Source organism: Xylanibacter ruminicola, assembly GCF_900107775.1.
GTDB classification, from domain to species: Bacteria; Bacteroidota; Bacteroidia; order Bacteroidales; family Bacteroidaceae; genus Prevotella; species Prevotella ruminicola_C.
In genome coordinates, this window is the sequence record NZ_FNRF01000002.1 from 189426 (window position 1) to 207393 (window position 17968).

General features: G+C 46.1%; 17 protein-coding genes. 10 read left to right on the top strand and 7 right to left on the bottom strand.

What is annotated here, in order from left to right:
• Complete coding sequence (locus BLU97_RS04860) at positions 1-576, top strand: hypothetical protein (protein WP_139208826.1); 576 nt, start codon at positions 1-3, stop codon at positions 574-576.
• A gap of 329 nt (positions 577-905) precedes the next feature.
• Here BLU97_RS04860 and BLU97_RS16360 read toward each other — a convergent pair whose 3' ends face one another.
• A complete protein-coding gene (locus BLU97_RS16360) occupies positions 906-1151 on the bottom strand; it encodes an adenine-specific methyltransferase EcoRI family protein (protein ID WP_317039886.1) in 246 nt (81 codons plus the stop codon).
• Between the two features lie 728 nt (positions 1152-1879).
• Between BLU97_RS16360 and BLU97_RS04870 the strand changes: the two genes are divergently transcribed.
• The 3 genes from BLU97_RS04870 (at position 1880) to BLU97_RS04880 (ending at position 4916) form a co-directional block, all read left to right on the top strand.
• Positions 1880-2239 carry a hypothetical protein gene (locus tag BLU97_RS04870; RefSeq protein ID WP_139208827.1) on the top strand — a complete coding sequence of 120 codons (360 nt, stop codon included), beginning with the start codon at positions 1880-1882 and terminating at the stop codon, positions 2237-2239.
• Positions 2236-4515, top strand: coding sequence for a VapE domain-containing protein (locus tag BLU97_RS04875; RefSeq protein ID WP_081352876.1), 2280 nt, complete (start codon positions 2236-2238; stop codon positions 4513-4515). Before BLU97_RS04870 ends, BLU97_RS04875 begins: the two co-directional genes overlap by 4 nt.
• 185 nt (positions 4516-4700) lie before the next feature.
• Positions 4701-4916, top strand: coding sequence for a DUF4248 domain-containing protein (locus BLU97_RS04880; RefSeq protein WP_074760512.1), 216 nt, complete (start codon positions 4701-4703; stop codon positions 4914-4916).
• 86 nt (positions 4917-5002) lie between these two features.
• On the opposite strand, the gene BLU97_RS04885 is transcribed toward BLU97_RS04880, so the two are convergent.
• From BLU97_RS04885 to BLU97_RS04900, 4 genes are read right to left on the bottom strand one after another with little or no spacing between them, the layout of a single operon-like run.
• Positions 5003-6415 (bottom strand): aspartate ammonia-lyase, encoded by a 1413-nt coding sequence (locus BLU97_RS04885; protein WP_074760513.1) that lies wholly within the window; start codon positions 6413-6415, stop codon positions 5003-5005.
• 33 nt (positions 6416-6448) lie between these two features.
• Positions 6449-7615, bottom strand: coding sequence for a porin (locus BLU97_RS04890; protein WP_074760514.1), 1167 nt, complete (start codon positions 7613-7615; stop codon positions 6449-6451).
• Positions 7616-7636: 21 nt separating this feature from the next.
• On the bottom strand, positions 7637-8686 hold the full coding sequence (ansB, locus tag BLU97_RS04895) for an L-asparaginase 2 (RefSeq protein WP_074760515.1): 1050 nt from the start codon (positions 8684-8686) through the stop codon (positions 7637-7639).
• Positions 8687-8722: 36 nt separating this feature from the next.
• Positions 8723-10069: an anaerobic C4-dicarboxylate transporter family protein gene (locus tag BLU97_RS04900; RefSeq protein WP_074760516.1), complete on the bottom strand. Its 1347-nt coding sequence runs from the start codon at positions 10067-10069 to the stop codon at positions 8723-8725.
• Positions 10070-10466: 397 nt separating this feature from the next.
• Here BLU97_RS04900 and BLU97_RS04905 point away from each other — a divergent pair, with 397 nt between their 5' ends.
• The 3 genes from BLU97_RS04905 (at position 10467) to BLU97_RS16420 (ending at position 12736) form a co-directional block, all read left to right on the top strand.
• On the top strand, positions 10467-11048 hold the full coding sequence (locus BLU97_RS04905; RefSeq protein ID WP_074760517.1) for a DNA-binding protein: 582 nt from the start codon (positions 10467-10469) through the stop codon (positions 11046-11048).
• A 568-nt stretch (positions 11049-11616) separates the two neighbouring features.
• Positions 11617-12042, top strand: a complete 426-nt coding sequence (locus tag BLU97_RS04910; protein WP_074760518.1) for an N-acetylmuramoyl-L-alanine amidase — start codon at positions 11617-11619, stop codon at positions 12040-12042.
• Between the two features lie 349 nt (positions 12043-12391).
• Positions 12392-12736: an acyltransferase gene (locus BLU97_RS16420; RefSeq protein WP_410543909.1), complete on the top strand. Its 345-nt coding sequence runs from the start codon at positions 12392-12394 to the stop codon at positions 12734-12736.
• A gap of 177 nt (positions 12737-12913) precedes the next feature.
• On the opposite strand, the gene BLU97_RS04920 is transcribed toward BLU97_RS16420, so the two are convergent.
• On the bottom strand, positions 12914-13789 hold the full coding sequence (locus tag BLU97_RS04920) for an NmrA family NAD(P)-binding protein (RefSeq protein WP_074760520.1): 876 nt from the start codon (positions 13787-13789) through the stop codon (positions 12914-12916).
• 188 nt (positions 13790-13977) lie between these two features.
• On the opposite strand from BLU97_RS04920, the gene BLU97_RS04925 reads away from it, so the two are divergent.
• Positions 13978-14841, top strand: coding sequence for a helix-turn-helix domain-containing protein (locus BLU97_RS04925; RefSeq protein ID WP_074760521.1), 864 nt, complete (start codon positions 13978-13980; stop codon positions 14839-14841).
• 124 nt (positions 14842-14965) lie between these two features.
• A complete protein-coding gene (locus BLU97_RS04930; protein WP_074760522.1) occupies positions 14966-15445 on the top strand; it encodes a GNAT family N-acetyltransferase in 480 nt (159 codons plus the stop codon).
• An 18-nt stretch (positions 15446-15463) separates the two neighbouring features.
• Here the strand turns inward: BLU97_RS04930 and sstT are convergent, their stop codons facing one another.
• Positions 15464-16681, bottom strand: coding sequence for a serine/threonine transporter SstT (gene sstT / locus BLU97_RS04935; protein WP_074760523.1), 1218 nt, complete (start codon positions 16679-16681; stop codon positions 15464-15466).
• A gap of 167 nt (positions 16682-16848) precedes the next feature.
• Between sstT and BLU97_RS04940 the strand changes: the two genes are divergently transcribed.
• Entirely contained in the window at positions 16849-17952 is a 1104-nt protein-coding gene (locus BLU97_RS04940) for a cation diffusion facilitator family transporter (protein ID WP_074760524.1), read from the top strand.
• The last annotated feature ends 16 nt before the right edge of the window (positions 17953-17968 follow it).

Consider the following 17968-nt stretch of genomic DNA (forward strand, 5'->3'; position numbering starts at 1 on the left):
ATGTCACCAATATTTTCAATAGGCACAATAGTAATTGCGTTCTTATTGTTCTATATCTGCTATGTTATTCATTGCAGACAGAAAAAGAGAATAGTAACAGAGTCGTTTATCGATGATGATAGCTATATAGAGTCGATCCAGCATTTATCTGGTAAGGTAGGTATCTGGGTTTGGCAGCAGTACGATATCTTGTTGGCAGCTCAGCCGTATGGATGGGAAACCATGGTTGATTTAGCAGCATATCTTGAAACGGCAGATATCAATCCTATCGACAGCCTGACAGTATCTGACATGCCAAACGACGAGGCTGTTGAATTATCCCATGTTTACAACCAGTCGAAGGTGGAACTTATGAATTTCGACAAGTTGAACGAAGAACGAGGCGTATTAAGCATCGCTGGTCATAGCCGAACATTAAATAATGACGTTAAAATCGTTTGGTTCAACCAATCTCGAGGGCTGCGTCTCTTCACCCGTAGTAACGACGAAACCCTCGTCCGCAAATACGTCGAAACCCTTATCCGTAGAACCTTCGGCACCCCCGATGCCATGAAACTTGCCCAACGCCAAAGATAAAAAACGACCACCACTCAATCGAGTGATGGTCGCTATGTTTATAAAACCAAGCGGCAAGGTCGAATTGCTCATCATCACACAGATGCCACCGTTCCGCACATCGTGGCTCTACTTGGTTCCACCTTTCACGCTGCAAAGATAGGAAGATATTTTGAAACTTCCAAATAATTTCCTGTTTTTTTATTATTGATGGCTTTATATCAATACGGTTGTCACCAGTAATGTCGCGTTCAAGAACAAATATCTTGCCATTCGTTTTGCTCATATCTACGTTGTAATGTGGTTGCGACGTTTCAAATAGGGTAGGTTGGTAAGGCATTTTGTACTTCTTACTTTCGGGAGCATAACTGGTAGAGATGAGTTTTCTTAAGTCCAAACAGCTGAAAGTTCTGAGCAAAAAACTTAGTGAAGTTACTCCACTCAGGATCGTCGCAAGGCAGTAGCACCGTCTTGTTACGAAACACATCTGGATTATAGTCCAGGTAAGCGTTTATTTCTTTCTGTATGTCAGCATACTGCGTGTAGAACTCATCGTTCTTTGCATTTTTTGCGTTTGCTAAGTTCGTATTTGCCATATTGCGATTGATAGTCTTTTAAATGGCACTCAACTATCAATCACGCTAAGACGCAAAAAAGCGTGATGCACCTTTTGCGTCCAGCTATGAGGCAGCCTCGGATGGAAACCCCAGTCGTCTTTACAAGTATGCACCACGCCGTAGCGTGAATGCATTGCTATACAAAAGACGACTAAGATGCTCCATACCGAACACCTTATCACTTATTATCTCAGTGCGTTGTTATTTCCAAGAAGTTTCCGAGGCTTTTGGCTGAACGCGAAATAATAGCGAATGCTTTATAATTTACCCACAAAAGTCACACCGGCCATTCCCGAACAGAGTTCGCCTACCCGTGGCCTTTCACTATGGTATGTGCCGGCGATCGTTTGCAAAGGTAGTTAAAAGCGGACAATAATCAAAGAAAAATGGCGTTTTTCTTGCTTTTTAGCATCAAAATTGGGCTGTGGGTACAACAATTTGCAGGTTTTAGGGATGTTTTTAGTAAAAACGTCCCTAATTATTTGTAGGTTTGATTTCTTGTTGTTAACTTTGCGTGTAAATATGACACAAACTGTAATTAAATATGACAACTAACAGTATTCACCCTGGCTCAGCTTCATGGAAGGCTTTCCTTGAGATGGGCGCCAGATTCGAACATTCACCCGACTGATCGGTTTAACTTATCAGTTCCTGTGTGTGTGCTGACTGATGATCTCAGGCACACTTAATGTTAAACAAAAACAAATATGAATATGAACAACATTGAAAAGAGGGAATACTCTCTTTATGGTATTCTGTACCCATGCGACATGCATAAATTGCGTGATTCGCTTAGTAAATTGGCTAAAGCTATCAAAGAGATTCGTAGCAAGAGTAACCCACAACAACTGGTTAAGGTAGTGTTTGATTTTAAGCTCATTAAAAAAGGCGACGTGTATAAGTTTTTGGTAACTGCATCTAAATCGCCTAATGGTTTAAAATGCTCACAGCGTAAACTGGCTGTTATTCTGGCCACGTTTACCAATCTGGCTGATAATCCTGTTTGCAGCAAACGGGTTAACACCATACTGCGCAGTTATAAACGCTATAAAAAGTTATTGAAATGATGGATATCAACAAACTAAAGGTATCACTATTTGCTAACCATACAAGCTACTCTAACGTACTTAAAACTCTAAATGAGATTGTACACCTTATACGTTACGATAAAATTGTTGCCGCCAATACCGTTAGCTATCGTAAAACAATGGCAGCGATGGGCAAAAAGCAGGCTGATAGTTATATCAAATCGCAACTGCAGCCTGCCTTTGGTGTGGCAGTAAATTTTAGTGGGTTAGGACATAGTGCGGCGCAGGCCTGTGGATGGACGAGGCTTGCCCTGTGTGATATCGATCAATTTGAGAGTGTGGAAGAATTGGAGGCCGCCATCGAGCGGCTCTCCAAGGATCCGCATGTACTGTTGATGTATCGCTCGATAGGCGGATTAGGTTTGCACATCATCTATTGTTACGAGCGCGAGGGTGGTAAACGTATCGATGATACCTCGTGGCAGGGCGCTTTTATCAAGGGTAATGAGTATCTGGCTGCCGTGGCACAGCACCCTTACGATAAGGCCAACAGCGATTTTACACGCTTGTCGTGTTTGGCTGGCGATCCCGATGTGTATTTTAACGAGCAGGCCGTACCTTTCGTTATTTCCGACGATATGATAGTGGAACAGAACTGCGAGCATCAGGAACACGGCCGTCCCCGTAAGGTTTACGATGCTAAATCGTTCGAGGTAAAAGCTGAAGAGGCGTGGCAACATATCGAGCAGCAGTTGTCGCAGAAACAGATACGCTATGAGCCTGGTCACCATCACGATTACATACTGCATGCCGCTTACCTGTTTAACCGTTACGGTGTGCCGAAAGACGAGCTTGTGAAGTTTGCCGATGTAGAGTGGCGCGACCACACAAAGAAAGAGCGCGACAGGGCCATCAGTCATTGCTATAAAAAGGAAGCACTGCATGGCACCTGGCGCCTGCCCGGGATGGAGAAACCACGCGGTAACGTACTGATGACACTGCCCGAAATAAGAAAATGGCTATCCGAACGTATCGTGTGCTGCTTTAATATATTAACCAACGCCTTGCTATGGTGCTCGAGGGATGATATCGCCGAAACTGAGGGGGATGATGATGACGACTTGATTTCTTCGTTGCCGCCATTAACATCCGACAAATGGCAACCTGTTGATGATGTAGAGATAAACACCCGCATGTATCAGATAGAACTTGATACAGGAAAGCGTGTAGAGGAGAAACATCTGAGGGCTGTTTATAAAAGCGACTTTGCGCTGAAAGTGCATCCCATCCGACAATATATGAAGCTGCTACCTGAGTGGGATGGTATCGACCGTGTGAAAGAGCTATCCGACCATATCCATGCTGTTTCGGCCACACCGGATATGACCGACAAGGAGGCACAAGAGGCCATGCACTGGGCTTTTCATAAATGGATGGTGGCTGCGGTGGGCACATGGCTCGACGACCGTGTAATGAATCACTGTATTTTTACGCTCGTTGGTCCGCAGGGAAAGTATAAAACCGAGTTCTTCCGTCATCTGCTGCCACCACAGCTCCAATCCTATTTTATGGAGAACCGCACCAACTCTGTATCGCAGAAAGACGATCGTATAGCTATGCAGGAGCACTGTGTGATAGAGCTCGAGGAGGTGTCGGCTTTTGAGGGCACGGAGCTGGCTAAATTGAAAGCATTGGTTACTGCCGATAAGATAAAAGAGCGCCCTGTTTATGGTCGCGCACGTGAGGAGAAACCACGTTTAGCCTCGCTATGCGCATCAACCAACGAGCAACAGATATTGACAGATGCAACCGGTAACCGGCGATGGCTTTGCTTTAAGTTAAGCGAGATTGACAGTCCGTTTGAGTGGACCATCGATTACGCACAGTTGTATGCTCAGCTACAAAAGGAGTACTATGAGGGGTTTAAGTATTACTTTTCGAAAGCCGACGAGAAGCGTGTAAAGCAACTTAACGAGCCTTTCAGGGTTATCAGCCCCGAAGAGCAGATGATTGTAATACGTTTGCGCAAGCCAAAGAAGAATGAACCTTATCAATTGATGAGTTCGCAGATGATAAACCTGTTTTTAAACTATGGCAGGCATAATAACTTTTTCTCAAATCGTAAGATAGGGGATATTATGATCGAACTGGGATATGAAAGCATGCATAAGCGTAATGGCAACTTCTTTAAGGTTGTTGAAATCCCGCTCGACCATCAGCAAGTATATATTGCCTCCGAAGATTTTAACTTTGAATTTAAAGAGGCGGATGACGACGAAGCGGCTGAATATCAGCAACTTGGACTGCCTCTGTGATCGAAAGTGTGAATCAGTGATTTAGTAATATGCAACTTTTATCATACAAAAAATAAAATGTTGCACATTTTCCTTTTTTGTATACAAAACTTTGTATTTCTCTAATTCACAAAATCACACTATTATATATAAATAACTGAATACCAATAAGTTAAATAGTAAAATTTTAAATAATATAAGTAATTATGTTAGAAGTAAAAGACTATTCTAAGCAAGAACTGGCGGATGCTTTGTATGCCGGTAACATTAAACCTGAGAGCCGAATGAAAAAGTTGTGGCGCGACGTTAACGGGTGCCCCGACTTGTTGCGCGATTTGTATCGGCTGCACTACCATTCGGGCGATTCGGGGTTTACAGCCCAGATGGTGGAGCGCATTAAATACTGGCTGTGTATTGACTAACGGGGTGGGGGCGATGCATCATAAAAAAATCTCCAGCCGCAAAAACTATGCGACCGGAGATTTTTATCAGGAAATCCTTAAGTATCTTACTTGATAAACTTGTGGGATACAAGCATGTTCTTCGGGTCGAGGGCCTCGTCCAGTTTCTCCTGTGTCATCAGGCCCTTCTCCAGCACAATGTCGTAAACCGAGCGGTTGGTCTCCAGCGCCTCCTTGGCCACCTTGGTAGAGGTCTTGTAGCCAATATAAGGATTCAGGGCGGTTACGATACCGATAGAGTTCTTAACCATCTCCATGCAGCGCTCCTTGTTAACGGTGATGCCCAGGATACACTCCTCGGTCAGGGTCTCGATGGCGTTCTTCAGCCAAATCAGGCTCTCAATAAGGCACTCGGTAATCACTGGCTCCATTACGTTGAGCTGCAGCTGACCGGCCTCGGCAGCAAAGCTAACAGCCGTATCGTTACCAATAACCTTGAAGCAAACCTGATTAACCACCTCGGGGATAACTGGGTTAACCTTACCTGGCATGATAGATGATCCAGGAGCCTTTGGTGGCAGGTTGATCTCGTTAAGACCGCAACGAGGACCCGAAGCCATCAGTCGCAGGTCGTTACAGATCTTAGAGAGCTTCACGGCCAGGCGCTTCAGGGCCGACGAGTAGCTTACGTAAGCACCCGTATCAGGTGTAGCCTCTACCAGGTCGGTAGCGCTTACAAATGCCTCGCCAGTGAGCTTAGCCAGATTGGCAGCACACAGTTTGGCAAAGCCAGGAACGGCATTCAGTCCGGTACCGATGGCTGTACCACCCATATTAATCTCGTGCAGCAGCTTTACGTTACGCTCCAGGTTCAGAATCTCCTCCTCCAGGTTGTTGGCATAGGCATTAAACTCCTGGCCGCTGGTCATTGGCACAGCATCCTGCAACTGGGTACGACCCATCTTTATGCAATCTGCAAACTCATCGCCCTTGTAGCGCAGGGCACTAATCAAGCCTGTGAGTGCTGCTACCAGACTCTTGTTCATACGTATCAAAGCCAAACGGATGGTGGTAGGATAAACATCGTTGGTACTCTGACCGCAGTTACAGTGATCGTTAGGATAGCAATGCTGGTAGTCGCCCTTCTCGTAGCCCATAATCTCAAGGGCACGGTTAGCAATCACCTCGTTGGCATTCATGTTTACCGATGTACCTGCACCTCCCTGCATCATGTCGATAGGGAAGTTATCGTGCCACTTGCCATCGATCAGCTCGCGACAGGCCTGCGAGATGGCGCCGGCTATCTCGTCGTTAATCACGCCCAGGGTGTGGTTGGTCTCAACAGCAGCCAGCTTTACATAAGCAATGGCAATGATGAAGTCGGGATACCACGACATTTTTTTGCGCGAGATGTGATAGTTGTTAATACCGCGCTGTGTTTGTACGCCGTAGAGTGCATCGGCTGGTACTTTGAGTTCGCCTAAAAGGTCAGACTCTACTCTATATTTCTGTTCTGCCATAATCTTAAATCTTTAATGTATAATTTTAATGTATCAGAACATCGGCAACTGCCAGATGTAACCTAACGAAATGCGATTGGTGCTGTAATCATCGGCACCATATGCCTTTGCCTTATCGGTATAGCTGTAGTGACGGCCTACGTAGGTAAGGAAGAAATGCAGGTTGCTATTCTTGAGTGGATAGAACTCTAATCCTGCCAGATAGCCGTAAGCTGTGCGATACTTTCCTTTCCTGATGTTGCCGTTGGCCTTACTGAAGCCTTCGTTCTCAAGCATACCCTTTACAAAGAAGTTCCACTGAGGGCTGAAGCGATACTGTGCCTTCATAACCAGCGACAGATACTCGGCATCATTCTGATGACCACCCGCAGCATTGTTGCCTACGATGCTTGATACGATACCCTCGCGATCGATGCCCTCGCGCATGTACATCACATCAAAGAATGCATCGAAATTGTTGATGGTAAGCTCGTTACCTAATGCCAGATAATGACTCTGATGACCTCTGGCCTGACTCATGATAGAGTAGCTCCAACGGGTGTTAAACACACCACCAAAGTTACCATTCCAGTTAACGGTATAAACCAGGGGCACCTTCGACTGCTCGTAACCTGCACCATACATATCGTTCATGCTGGCACTACGGCTGTCGAGAATCTGTAACTGCAACTGGTGGTTGGGGTTAAGCTGGAACTGGAAGTTGGCACCTGTCAGGAAGTTGCTCATATTGTCAACCATATCCGAGTACTCGTAAATCTCGATGGGGTTCAGGTCGAACTCGATACCACCATAGGCGGCACACTGCTTACCTAAGAACATCGAGAAAGCATCGCTTACCTTTACACCGATACCAGCCACATCGATACTTGACGAAGGCATGTTATCGATACCGTCGGGAGCCGGCGAGTTGTTACGGTTCAGGCGCTGACGCCAGCGGAACGAGAATGTCTCGTTGATGTTACCCTTGGCCTCGATACGCAGCTGGCGCATGTTGAACTTGGCATTCTCGAATCTGCCATCGCCCTGATTCACGTCGAAGCTGTTGTTCATGTTCAACAAGAAGTGGAAATTATCCTGCTTCTTCTCCATCTTCATGACCTTCTCGAATAGCGACTGCTCGCCTGCCGAAGCGTCCTTATCCTGCTGGGCCATCATGCTTGTTGGCACCAAAAGCAGTGCTATCAAAAATATCTTTTTCATAATGTTCAATGATCAATGTACTTAGTATTTCTTGAAGTATTCCTGAATCTGCTTCCAGTCGCGTGTCTTAGTGAGCGCCAGCATCAGCAGTACGCGCGCCTTCTGTGGATTCTGATCGAGAGCTGCAACAAACTCATATTTCTCGTCGTCGACCTCGCCATTCAAGCAGGTAGGACCTGTTGGGCAGCGACTTGAGCGAACCACGTTGATACCCTTCTGACGAGCCTTTACAGCTACATCGAATACCTCGTGATAGAAGTTGCCATCACCTACACCAGCCAGTACTACACCATCAAATTTGGCATCAACAAATGCCTGGAAGGGCAGAGGAGAGCAGTTGGCATAACCATATACGATACCTACCTGTGGCAGCTTTTCGAGATTGGTTACATCAAACTCACTCTGTGTAGTGTGCAGGGCCTCGGGCTTGGTAAAGTAGTGAGCCTCGCCATTGTAAACGTAGCCTACAGGTCCGGCGTTGGCAGCTTCGAATGTTGCCACATCGGTGGTGTGCACCTTAATCACGTCCTTGGCATAAATCAGGCGGTTGTTCATGCAGCACAGCACGCCACGACCCTTTGTGTTTGGACTTGCAGCAGCAGCCACACCAGCATACAGGTTGCCAGGACCATCGGCACTGATGGCTGTAGATGAACGCATAGAACCTACCAGGATAACAGGCTTGTTGCTCTTCACCGTCAGGTTCAGGAAGTAAGCCGTCTCCTCCATGGTATCGGTTCCGTGAGTGATTACCACACCATCGTAACCCTCTTTGTTAAGCAGCTCGTTAATACGCTTAGAAAGTTTAAGCCAAACCTGGTCGTTCATGTCCTGTGAGCCAATGTTTACCAGCTGCTCGCCAGAGATATCAGCCAGATACAGCATCTGCGGAACGGCGTCGATGAGCGTCTGTACGCCTACCTGACCTGCCGTGTAGGCCGACGATGTAGAAGAAGCGCTTACACCAGCGATGGTACCGCCGGTAGCAATAATACGGATTTTGGGTTTGGCCACGATGTTGACCGAAACCAACACTGCTAAAAGCAGCAATACATTACGCCATGTTTTCATACAATAATTGTTTTAAGAAGTTAGTAAAATATAAGTTTAATATAGGAATGTTATAATAAGATAGCCTACGCCAATGCTCACAAAAGTGGTGATAAAGCCCGAAAGCTGGAACGAGTGGTTAAGCACGTACTTGCCGATACGGGTAGTACCCGTGGTATCGAAGTTGATGGCTGCCACCTCGGTAGGATAGTTGGGGAAGAAGAAGTAGCCGTTGACAGCGGGGAACATAGCCACGAGTGCCAATGGCGGAATGCCCAAGCCAATACCCAGCGGGAAGAGCGTGCGTACCGTGGCTGCCTGCGAGAACAGCATGATACTCATGATAAACAGGGCCACGCTGAACAGGAACGGATACTGTGTTACCACGTCGGCTATGTGACTCTTAAAGAACTCCAGGTTGCCATTAAAGAAGGTGTCGCCCATCCAGGCAATACCAAAGATGGCAATCATGGCATTCATACCTGCACTGAATATATTGCCGCTCACAGCCTTCTTCACACTGGCCTTACCAACCAGCAGAATCACTGCTGCCATCGACATCATCAGTATCTCGATGGTCTCAGGCATCGATAGCTGGGTAACCACGCCGTCAACCTCGAACGATGGGCGCAGCGAAGGAGCGCTACCAAAAACAATCACTAGCACAACGCCCAACAGGAATGCCAGCACACTCCACTTGGCATGTGGATTGGGACTCTGTTCCATCTGTGCCATCGCCATGGCTTCGGCTTCCGGGTCAATCAGTCCTTCACGTACTCGGCGCTGGTATTCGGGGTCATCTTCAAGTTCCTTGCCCACACGGTTCTGCACAAACGATGCCACCAGGATGGCTATCAGCGAGGCAGGGATACACACCAGCAGGATATCCTTCAGTTCTATGCCCTGTCCGCCAAGCAGATCGGTACTAATCACAGCTGCCGTAGCCGCCGACATGGGCGAACCAGTGATACCCAGCGAGGCCGCGATGGTGGCCACTGTCATGGGGCGCTCCGGACGTATCTTAGAATTCTTGGCAATCTCCGAGATAATAGGCAGCAGCGAGTAAGAGGTATGGGCTGTGCCTGCTACCAAGCAGAACAACCAGGTGGTGAGCGGACCATAATAAGTAATGTGTGTAGGGTGCTTACGCAGGAACCTGGCTGCCAATCCTACCAGGTAATCCAAGCCACCAGCAGCCTGCAGCGCCGCCGTAGCCGTAATTACCGATGCTATGATCAGCATCACATCAATGGGCACCTTGCCGGGATGCATGCCGAAGATAAACACGAGTATGAACACTCCCACCATACCGTAGATGCCCAGTCCGATACCACCAACCCTGGCGCCGATAAATATAAGGGCCAATACGATAAACAGTTGTAAAATAACCAAGAATGTCACCATAGATTGTAAAATAATTAGTAGAGTAAGATTGTTATATTGCGCAAATATACGATTAATTATGATTGCAACAAAGAAAAAATCGATTTTTTTTCGAATGAATGTTAAATTAATGCAGAATCTGCCGATTGTACGGATAGTGCTGAATATGCAGACAAAACGCTCTCCGAAATGTGGTATCTTTGTAAGCGGTAAGCAAGATGAGCCGTGGGGATGGCACTTATGCCTCGCTCAGACGTCACGAACCACTCGTTCAGATTATCTCCATACCCCTATAGGGATTATCCGAACACCTGGTAAAGACTATCCGGATAGCACACGCAGACTATCTGAGCAACCCACAACCTACCTCGGCTGCCGAAAAATGTAAAAATTCAAAAATGTAACAATCAAAAAAATTATGAGTCAGAAGTTTATTAAGCTTAAGAACAACAACCGCGCCAATGTAAAGGCCTACGGTAAGTATTTTGCCACAGCGGTTTACGACAACCATTTTGTGGGTACCGACGAGATTGCTGATTTTATCCAGCGCCAGGCCTCGGTTAAGAAGAGCGATATCAAGGCTGTGCTGCAGGAGCTGGGCGAGGCTATGAAGCATTTCTTTGAGATGGGACAGAAGATTAAGCTGGAGGGCATCGGTATCCTGAAGGTTGGTTTCTCGAGTATCGGTGTGGCAAAGGCCGAAGAGTGTTCGGCTTCAACCATCACTACCCGCCGAATTCTGTTCCAGCCTGAGACAGAGCGTGTTGTGGTTGGTCAGCAGAAGCGTGGTGATGGCACCGTTAAGCAGAAGTATGTTACTGCCATCAGTCTGCTGAAGGATGTTACCTTTGAGGAGACCCACGATAACTCGATGAACGTGGAGAGTGAGTCTAATCAGCCTTCGACTGGTGGTAATACCAATGGTGGAAATACCTCAGGCGGCGGTAGTGCCTCTGGTGGTGGTAACACCGGAGATGATGATGAATCATATGGTGACTAATTGAGCAGGGGCTTCCCCCTGCTTGGGGGACCCCAAACCCAATCTGTCCTTTTCTCTGGCGCAGAGAAAAGAACTAAAAGAGACATCCACCTTCCCCAAGCCCCTCCCTATATGGAGGGGATGTAAATGATTCCGAGGGAAAACCCTCTTCATCATAGTTTTGGTATGGCTCTCCAGCCTTTGTCCCTTCGGGATTCGCCATATATTGCTTAATAGGGGCTGCTCGCCCCTAATACCCTCGGTGTTTAAACATGGTATAGATTATAAGGGGTTTGGGGGCATGCCCCCATTAAGGAAAAACACGCCAGGGCTTTGATGCCCTGAGCGTACCTTAATGAAAGAGCGACAGGAGGAGCGGTTAAGTCCCTTGCCAAAGATTGGCGAGGGGTTTGGGGAGTGGTTTGAAGCCCTCCTTAGGATGAAGGAGGGTTGGGTGGTTGTGAAAAAGATTATTAACGTATTAAAAAGTAGATTTTATGATAAAAGTAAATTGGAATAGAGTAGCTAAGTGGTTGCGATTTGCAGCAACAGTGATTACAACAGCTCTGGGAACTATTGCTGTACAGTCATGCGGATAATAACCCTTATTGTGATTCATTGTTCGGCAGTGCGGCCCGACCAGACATCGTCGGTGGCCCAGATAGATACCTGGCATCGTGATAGAGGCTTTAAGTTTGGCGTAGGCTATCACTACGTGGTCCGTCGTAACGGAGAGATTGAGCAGGGTAGGCCGGAATGGCTGGTGGGAGCTCACTGCGTGAACCATAACAAGTACTCCATCGGTGTGTGTTACGAAGGAGGACTGAATGCCCGCGGACAACCCGCCGATACTCGTACACCTGAGCAGAAGGCTGCCATGCGCACACTACTGGAAGATTTGCACCGCCGCTATCCCCGAGCGGTTATCGTGGGCCATCACGATCTAAACCCGCTTAAGGCCTGCCCGTGCATCAACAACGTAACCCAGGAGTACGCCGACCTTCAGCCCAAGTAAAAATTCTAAATCCCAAGGCAAAATAAACCTGCCTTGGGATTTTCTTCTCGTATCCTAAATAATGTTAATTAATGCCATTTTGTTATCACTTATTCGTATCTTTGCCAAATAATAAAAACAATAAGGTATGTTTGATATCATAGATGCTACGGGTTCTGTCTACAAGAACGACCCTCGTATGCGCAACGTGGAGGGTGAGATGATAAGAAGTCATGAGCTGTGCCTGAAAATCTCTGCCAAAAAGCCCACTGATCCTGATTATAAAGGACTGTTGGAAGAGCTGTTCCAGTGCAAGATTGATGATAGTGTCGCTATCGTCTCCCCATTCTATTGCGACTGCGGATGTCGGATGACAATCGGCAAGAATGTCACTATCAACAAAGGTGCCACCATTCTCTCGCCTGGGAAGGTGGTGATAGAGGACAACGTACTGATTGGCCCCGAAGTTAAGATTGCAACGGTGGATCACGATCTCTATGATCGTCACAACCTGTTCCATTTCGGACAGGTGACCATCAAAGAGAATGCATGGATCTGTATCGGAGCCATCATCTGTCCAGGCGTAACCATCGGTAGGAATGCCGTCATTGCCGCTGGTGCTGTCGTCACAAAGGATGTACCTGACAATGTGGTCGTCGGCGGTAATCCTGCCCGAATCATCAAAAAGATTAATCCCACACAAACTGGACTTTAATACCACCAACTATTTCACCCGATACGTATATGTCAGGGACCTGGTACCTGGCATAAAGGTACTTGGCATAAAGGACTACAATACTTTAAGAAACCACTCACTGCATGATGTTAATTGTTTACAACAAGCAGGAGTGGCGCGATTAACATATAATGCTAAAAAAAAAGAGATAACGTGTTATTTTTTGAAATATTTTTCTGCCCATTGTCGCATTGTTGTACCAGGATGTCCTGTAACAGCTAGTACATCATCGCATATCGCAGTCTGAGGTCTGAATTTCATTTCGCGTGTCAAGCGCATGGTTATCATGGCGCTGTTCATATAGGCTCTCGCTCCTGCATCAGGAATAAGAGCAAAACTCTCTTTTTGGGCCGTCTCGTCAACATATGTATATGTGATAGGGCGGCCTAGCACCTCTGTTAGTATCTGTTGTACTTCGGTTGCAGTAAGCACCTCGATACTCAGATAGTAGTTGCGGAAAGCATGTACTTTTGGCCCCTCACGTAGTACGGTAGCTACAACTTCGGCAATATCGTCGGTGCATACCCATCCTTGTGGGGCGTTGTCGCACAATGAAATGAATGTTCCAGTTTCGCTAACAGAAGGATTGCCATCGAAAATGGATTCTGTTACTACGTTGGGATGGATGTTGGTCCACGCTATGCCACTATCATTGATATAGCTCTCAATAAGATCGTGCCATGAAAAATGAGGGATTGGGTCATGTCTCGATGTATAGACTCCAAGATGTACGATGTGACTCACGTTGGATCTTCGAGCAGCATCAACTAGTTGCTTGGCTTGAAAGAGCATGTCTGATGTATAGCCTGTTAGTAGAAATAGACTATCTATTCCCTGAAGAGCTGTACAAAACGTTTCGGCTCGATTCAAATCCAGCAATACCGCTTGTTTCCCTTCGTTTTGCCATTTGGCTACTGTATGTTCGCGGCTCGAGGCGAGCACAACCTCAACCCCCTCATGGTTCTTCTCTAACATCTTAATAACTTTTGAGCCAATTCTTCCAGAGGCTCCGATAATCAAAATCTTTTTCATTGTCTTATTTGTATATTAAAATTGTTTTCGATTGCAAAATTACGACAAATATTACATTTAATTATGTAACATTTCGGAACTATAGTGGCGTATTTTGAGTTTATGCGTCATATTTTATATTAAAAATTCCAAATAGTACATTTGTTTATGGATTTTTTTTCTCAATTTTGCAATCAAAAAGTAATTATATGGAAAATTTTAGACCCGTGTACGACGACCAGGATGTTCAGATTTACTACAATCCCGGGTATTTTGCTATGAATCAGTCAGGTAAGCTTGATACTCATCTGATAGTTATTTGTAGGCGTGGTATGTTGCAAGGAGAGTATAGCAACAAGAAGTTTGCGCTTGAGAAGGATGAGATTCTGTTTATCTCGCCAGGAATTTCCCTTTCGCATGTGATGCTATCAGCTGATTTTGAATGCATTGTTCTGCGTATCAGCAGCACAATGATGAATACATTTCTACATAACAACTCTAACTTGTGGAATCGGACGGTATATATTAATAATGTGAATAAATACCATCTCGACTCGTTCTCCATGCAGTTCACAGATAAGTTTCATGAACTGCTTAGTATGCTAATAAACAATGAAGACGATGGATTTATACATAGTGATTTGGGACATGATATGATTCATAGTTTGTTGAAGAGTAGTATTCTTGGTCTTTGTTATGTGATGTCGGTGAGATCGAATAACTTTGATAATCCGGTAGATAAAAAACATCAACCCACAGTGTTCTTCAACAAGTTTTTGGCATTATTGCAAGGACGTAGAATAAAGCATTGTAAGGTGGAGGAATATGCTTCGGAACTATTTATCACGCCAAAGTATTTAACGGTATTATGTAAACGTGTTTCTGGAAAAACTGCCAACGAGTGGATTAGAGAATATACACTTGCTGATATAACCTATTATTTGGATAATACAAATCTGAGCATCAAAGAAATAAGTCATCGTATGGGATTTGAAAGCCCAAGTTTCTTTGGCAAGTATGTAAAGCAGTATCTTGGGTGTACTCCACAACAATATAGAGAAAGAACGGAATAACACCCTTAGCCCCTGATAGGTGCGAATTCAAGTAACAGATAAATATCCAAATTTTCCTAAATTCCAAGGCAGTGTTGACCTGCTTTGGGATTTTTTGTGTACATTTGTAACCAAAAACAAAACTATGATAAGAAGAGCAGAAATAAAAGATATACCAGGTATCATTGAACTGTTGCATCAGGTTAATATGGTGCATCATGTGTTGCGTCCCGATTTGTTCAAACCTTATACCACCAAGTATAACGAACAGGAACTGGCGGCTCTGATAGGCGATGACAGCAAACCTATCTTTGTTTTTGAAGATGGGGTGGTGTTAGGGCATGCTTTCTGCAAGATAACCGAAGTAAAGGGCGACAAGTTGTTGCAGGACATCAAAACGCTATATATTGACGATATCTGTGTGGATGAAAAGGCACGCGGCAGACATGTTGGCAAAGCCTTGTACGAATACGTACGCGATTACGCTGCATCGATTGGTTGTAATAACATCACCCTGAATGTATGGGAGGGCAACGATGCCGCGTTATCATTCTATAAAAACATGGGCATGAAAGTGCAGAAAACAACAATGGAAATTATAATATCTGAATATATAATGACATAAAGATCTCCAGCCGCACGACTAAGCGGTTGGAGATTTTTTCATCCTGTCATAGTACTCGGCTGTGGCGGTGAAGAATACGTCGCCACTAGAGTTGAGGGCTGTTTCAACACTATCCTGTATCACACCGATGATAAAGCCTACGGCTACAGCCTGCATGGCGATGTCGTTGCCAATATTGAAGAATGAGCAGGCCATGGGGATGAGTAGTATAGAACCGCCAGCAACGCCCGATGTGCCACAGGCGGCCAGCGTGGCGATGATGCACAGGAAGAAGGCCGATGCAAACGTCACCTCGACACCCACGGTATTGGCAACAGCCAGCGTCATGACCGTAATCGTAACAGCAGCACCATCCATATTGATAGTGGCACCGAGCGGGATGCTCACGGAGTAGAAGTCCTCGTCGAGCCCCAGCTTCTTGCACAGGTTCATATTTATGGGGATGTTGGCAGCCGACGAGCGGGTGAAGAAGGCCTGCAGTCCGCTCTCCTTCAAGCAGGTGAACAGCAGAGGATAGGGATTGCGACGCAGCATGAGGAAAGAGATGAGCGGATTGAAAATCAGCGTGTTGGCCAACATACAACCTACGAGCAGCAGTACCAGATGACCATAGGTGGTGAACACATCGAGACCACCCTCGGATACGGATGTGAACACTAGTCCGAGGATACCGAACGGAGCAAACTGAATGACCCACTTAACGGTGAGCGTGATAATCTGCGAGAAATCCTGCACCACGTTTATGGTAGGCTGGCTGGCTTTCAACTTCAGGGCGACACCAATCAGGATGGCCCAAAACAGGATACCGATATAGTTGGCCTGCGAAACCGACAGAATGGGATTGGTTACCATATTGGTAAGGAGGTTAGAGAATACATCGGTAAGCGCCCCTGGAGCCGAACCTTCGACGACATCGCGCAGCTGCATTTTTACAGGAAATGCGAAACTGCCCACCACGGCACAGATGGCCGCAATAAACGTGCTGAGCATATAGCGCGAGATGACGACACGGAAACGCGAACCAAGACCATTGCTGGCCTTTGCGATGCTAGCAGTCACTAAGACGGCCACCAAAACGGGGGCTATGGCCTTGAGCGCACTTACAAACACTACGCCCAGGATACCGATGCCAGTAAACTGCGGTACGAAGAGTCCAAGACAGGTACCAATGATGATGCCAATGAGTATACGGAGTACAAGGCTCGTCTCACTCCACTTGCTTAAGATTTGTTTCATGTTTCAGGTGTTTTTGATGCAAAGATAAAAACAATTCTTCAATCCGCCAAATATTCACGCAGAAAAAATTCAGCCCGAATAAAATCAAAAAATCCTAAATCCCAAGGCAAATTTGTTTTGCTTTGGGATTTCTTTCGTATATTTGCCACATATTTTTAGAAGAGATAATGGATCGTAGTCAAGAAATCATCCGTACCAGTTGGATTGGTATTGTAGCCAATGTGCTGTTGGCAGGCTTTAAGGCCGCTGTAGGAATACTGGCCAGTAGTGTAGCTATTGTGATGGATGCCATCAACAACCTGAGTGATGCACTGTCGAGTGTCATCACCATTGTTGGCACTAAACTCTCGCAACGTCCTGCCGATAGGAAGCATCCCTTTGGCTTCGGGCGTATTGAGTATTTCAGCGCCATCATCATTGCTGTTATTGTACTGTCGGCAGGTATCACCTCGCTCATCGAATCGGTGAAGAAAATCTTCGACCCCACAGAGCCAGAGTACACTACCACAACACTGGTGGTTATTGTGGTGGCTATCGTGGTAAAACTCATCCTTGGCCAGTATGTGAAGAAGAAGGGTGAACAACTGAAGAGCGATGCCCTGATTGCCTCTGGCTCTGATGCGCTGTTCGATGCTGTTATCACGCTGGCAACGCTTATCTCGGCTGGTGTTATGCTGCTGTGGGGTGTATCGCTGGATGGTATTTTGGGTGCACTGATATCGGTTGTGATTATCAAGGCTGGTATCGAGATGCTGGCTTCGCCTGTCAACGAACTGCTGGGTACGAGTATTTCGGAAGACTTTGCCAAACAGATACAGAAGGAGGTCGCAGATTTCGAGGGTGTTCATGGTGTATTCGACCTGATACTACACAACTACGGTCCAGACGTCAAGATTGGTTCGCTGCACATCAATGTTTATGATACGATGACAGCCCACGAGATTCACGGACTGACACGACGGATTTCTACGCAGATGTATGTGAAGCATGGTATTATCATGACTGTTGGCGTATATGCCATCGCTACAGGCGATAACAAGCGGGCTGAGTTACAGGCAACGGTGACACAGACCCTCGCAGCCCACAAGGACATCGTACAGGTGCATGGCTTCTACTATTCTGAGAAAAGGAAGTATCTGTCTGTAGATGTCGTGCCTGATATCTCCGTCCACGACGAGGCCGCCTTTATCAGTCAGCTTACTAGTGAACTTCAGCCGTTAGTGCCCGACCAGCAAGTGGTTGTCGTAGTGGATCATAACTATAGTGAATAGCACTTTCCGTAATATT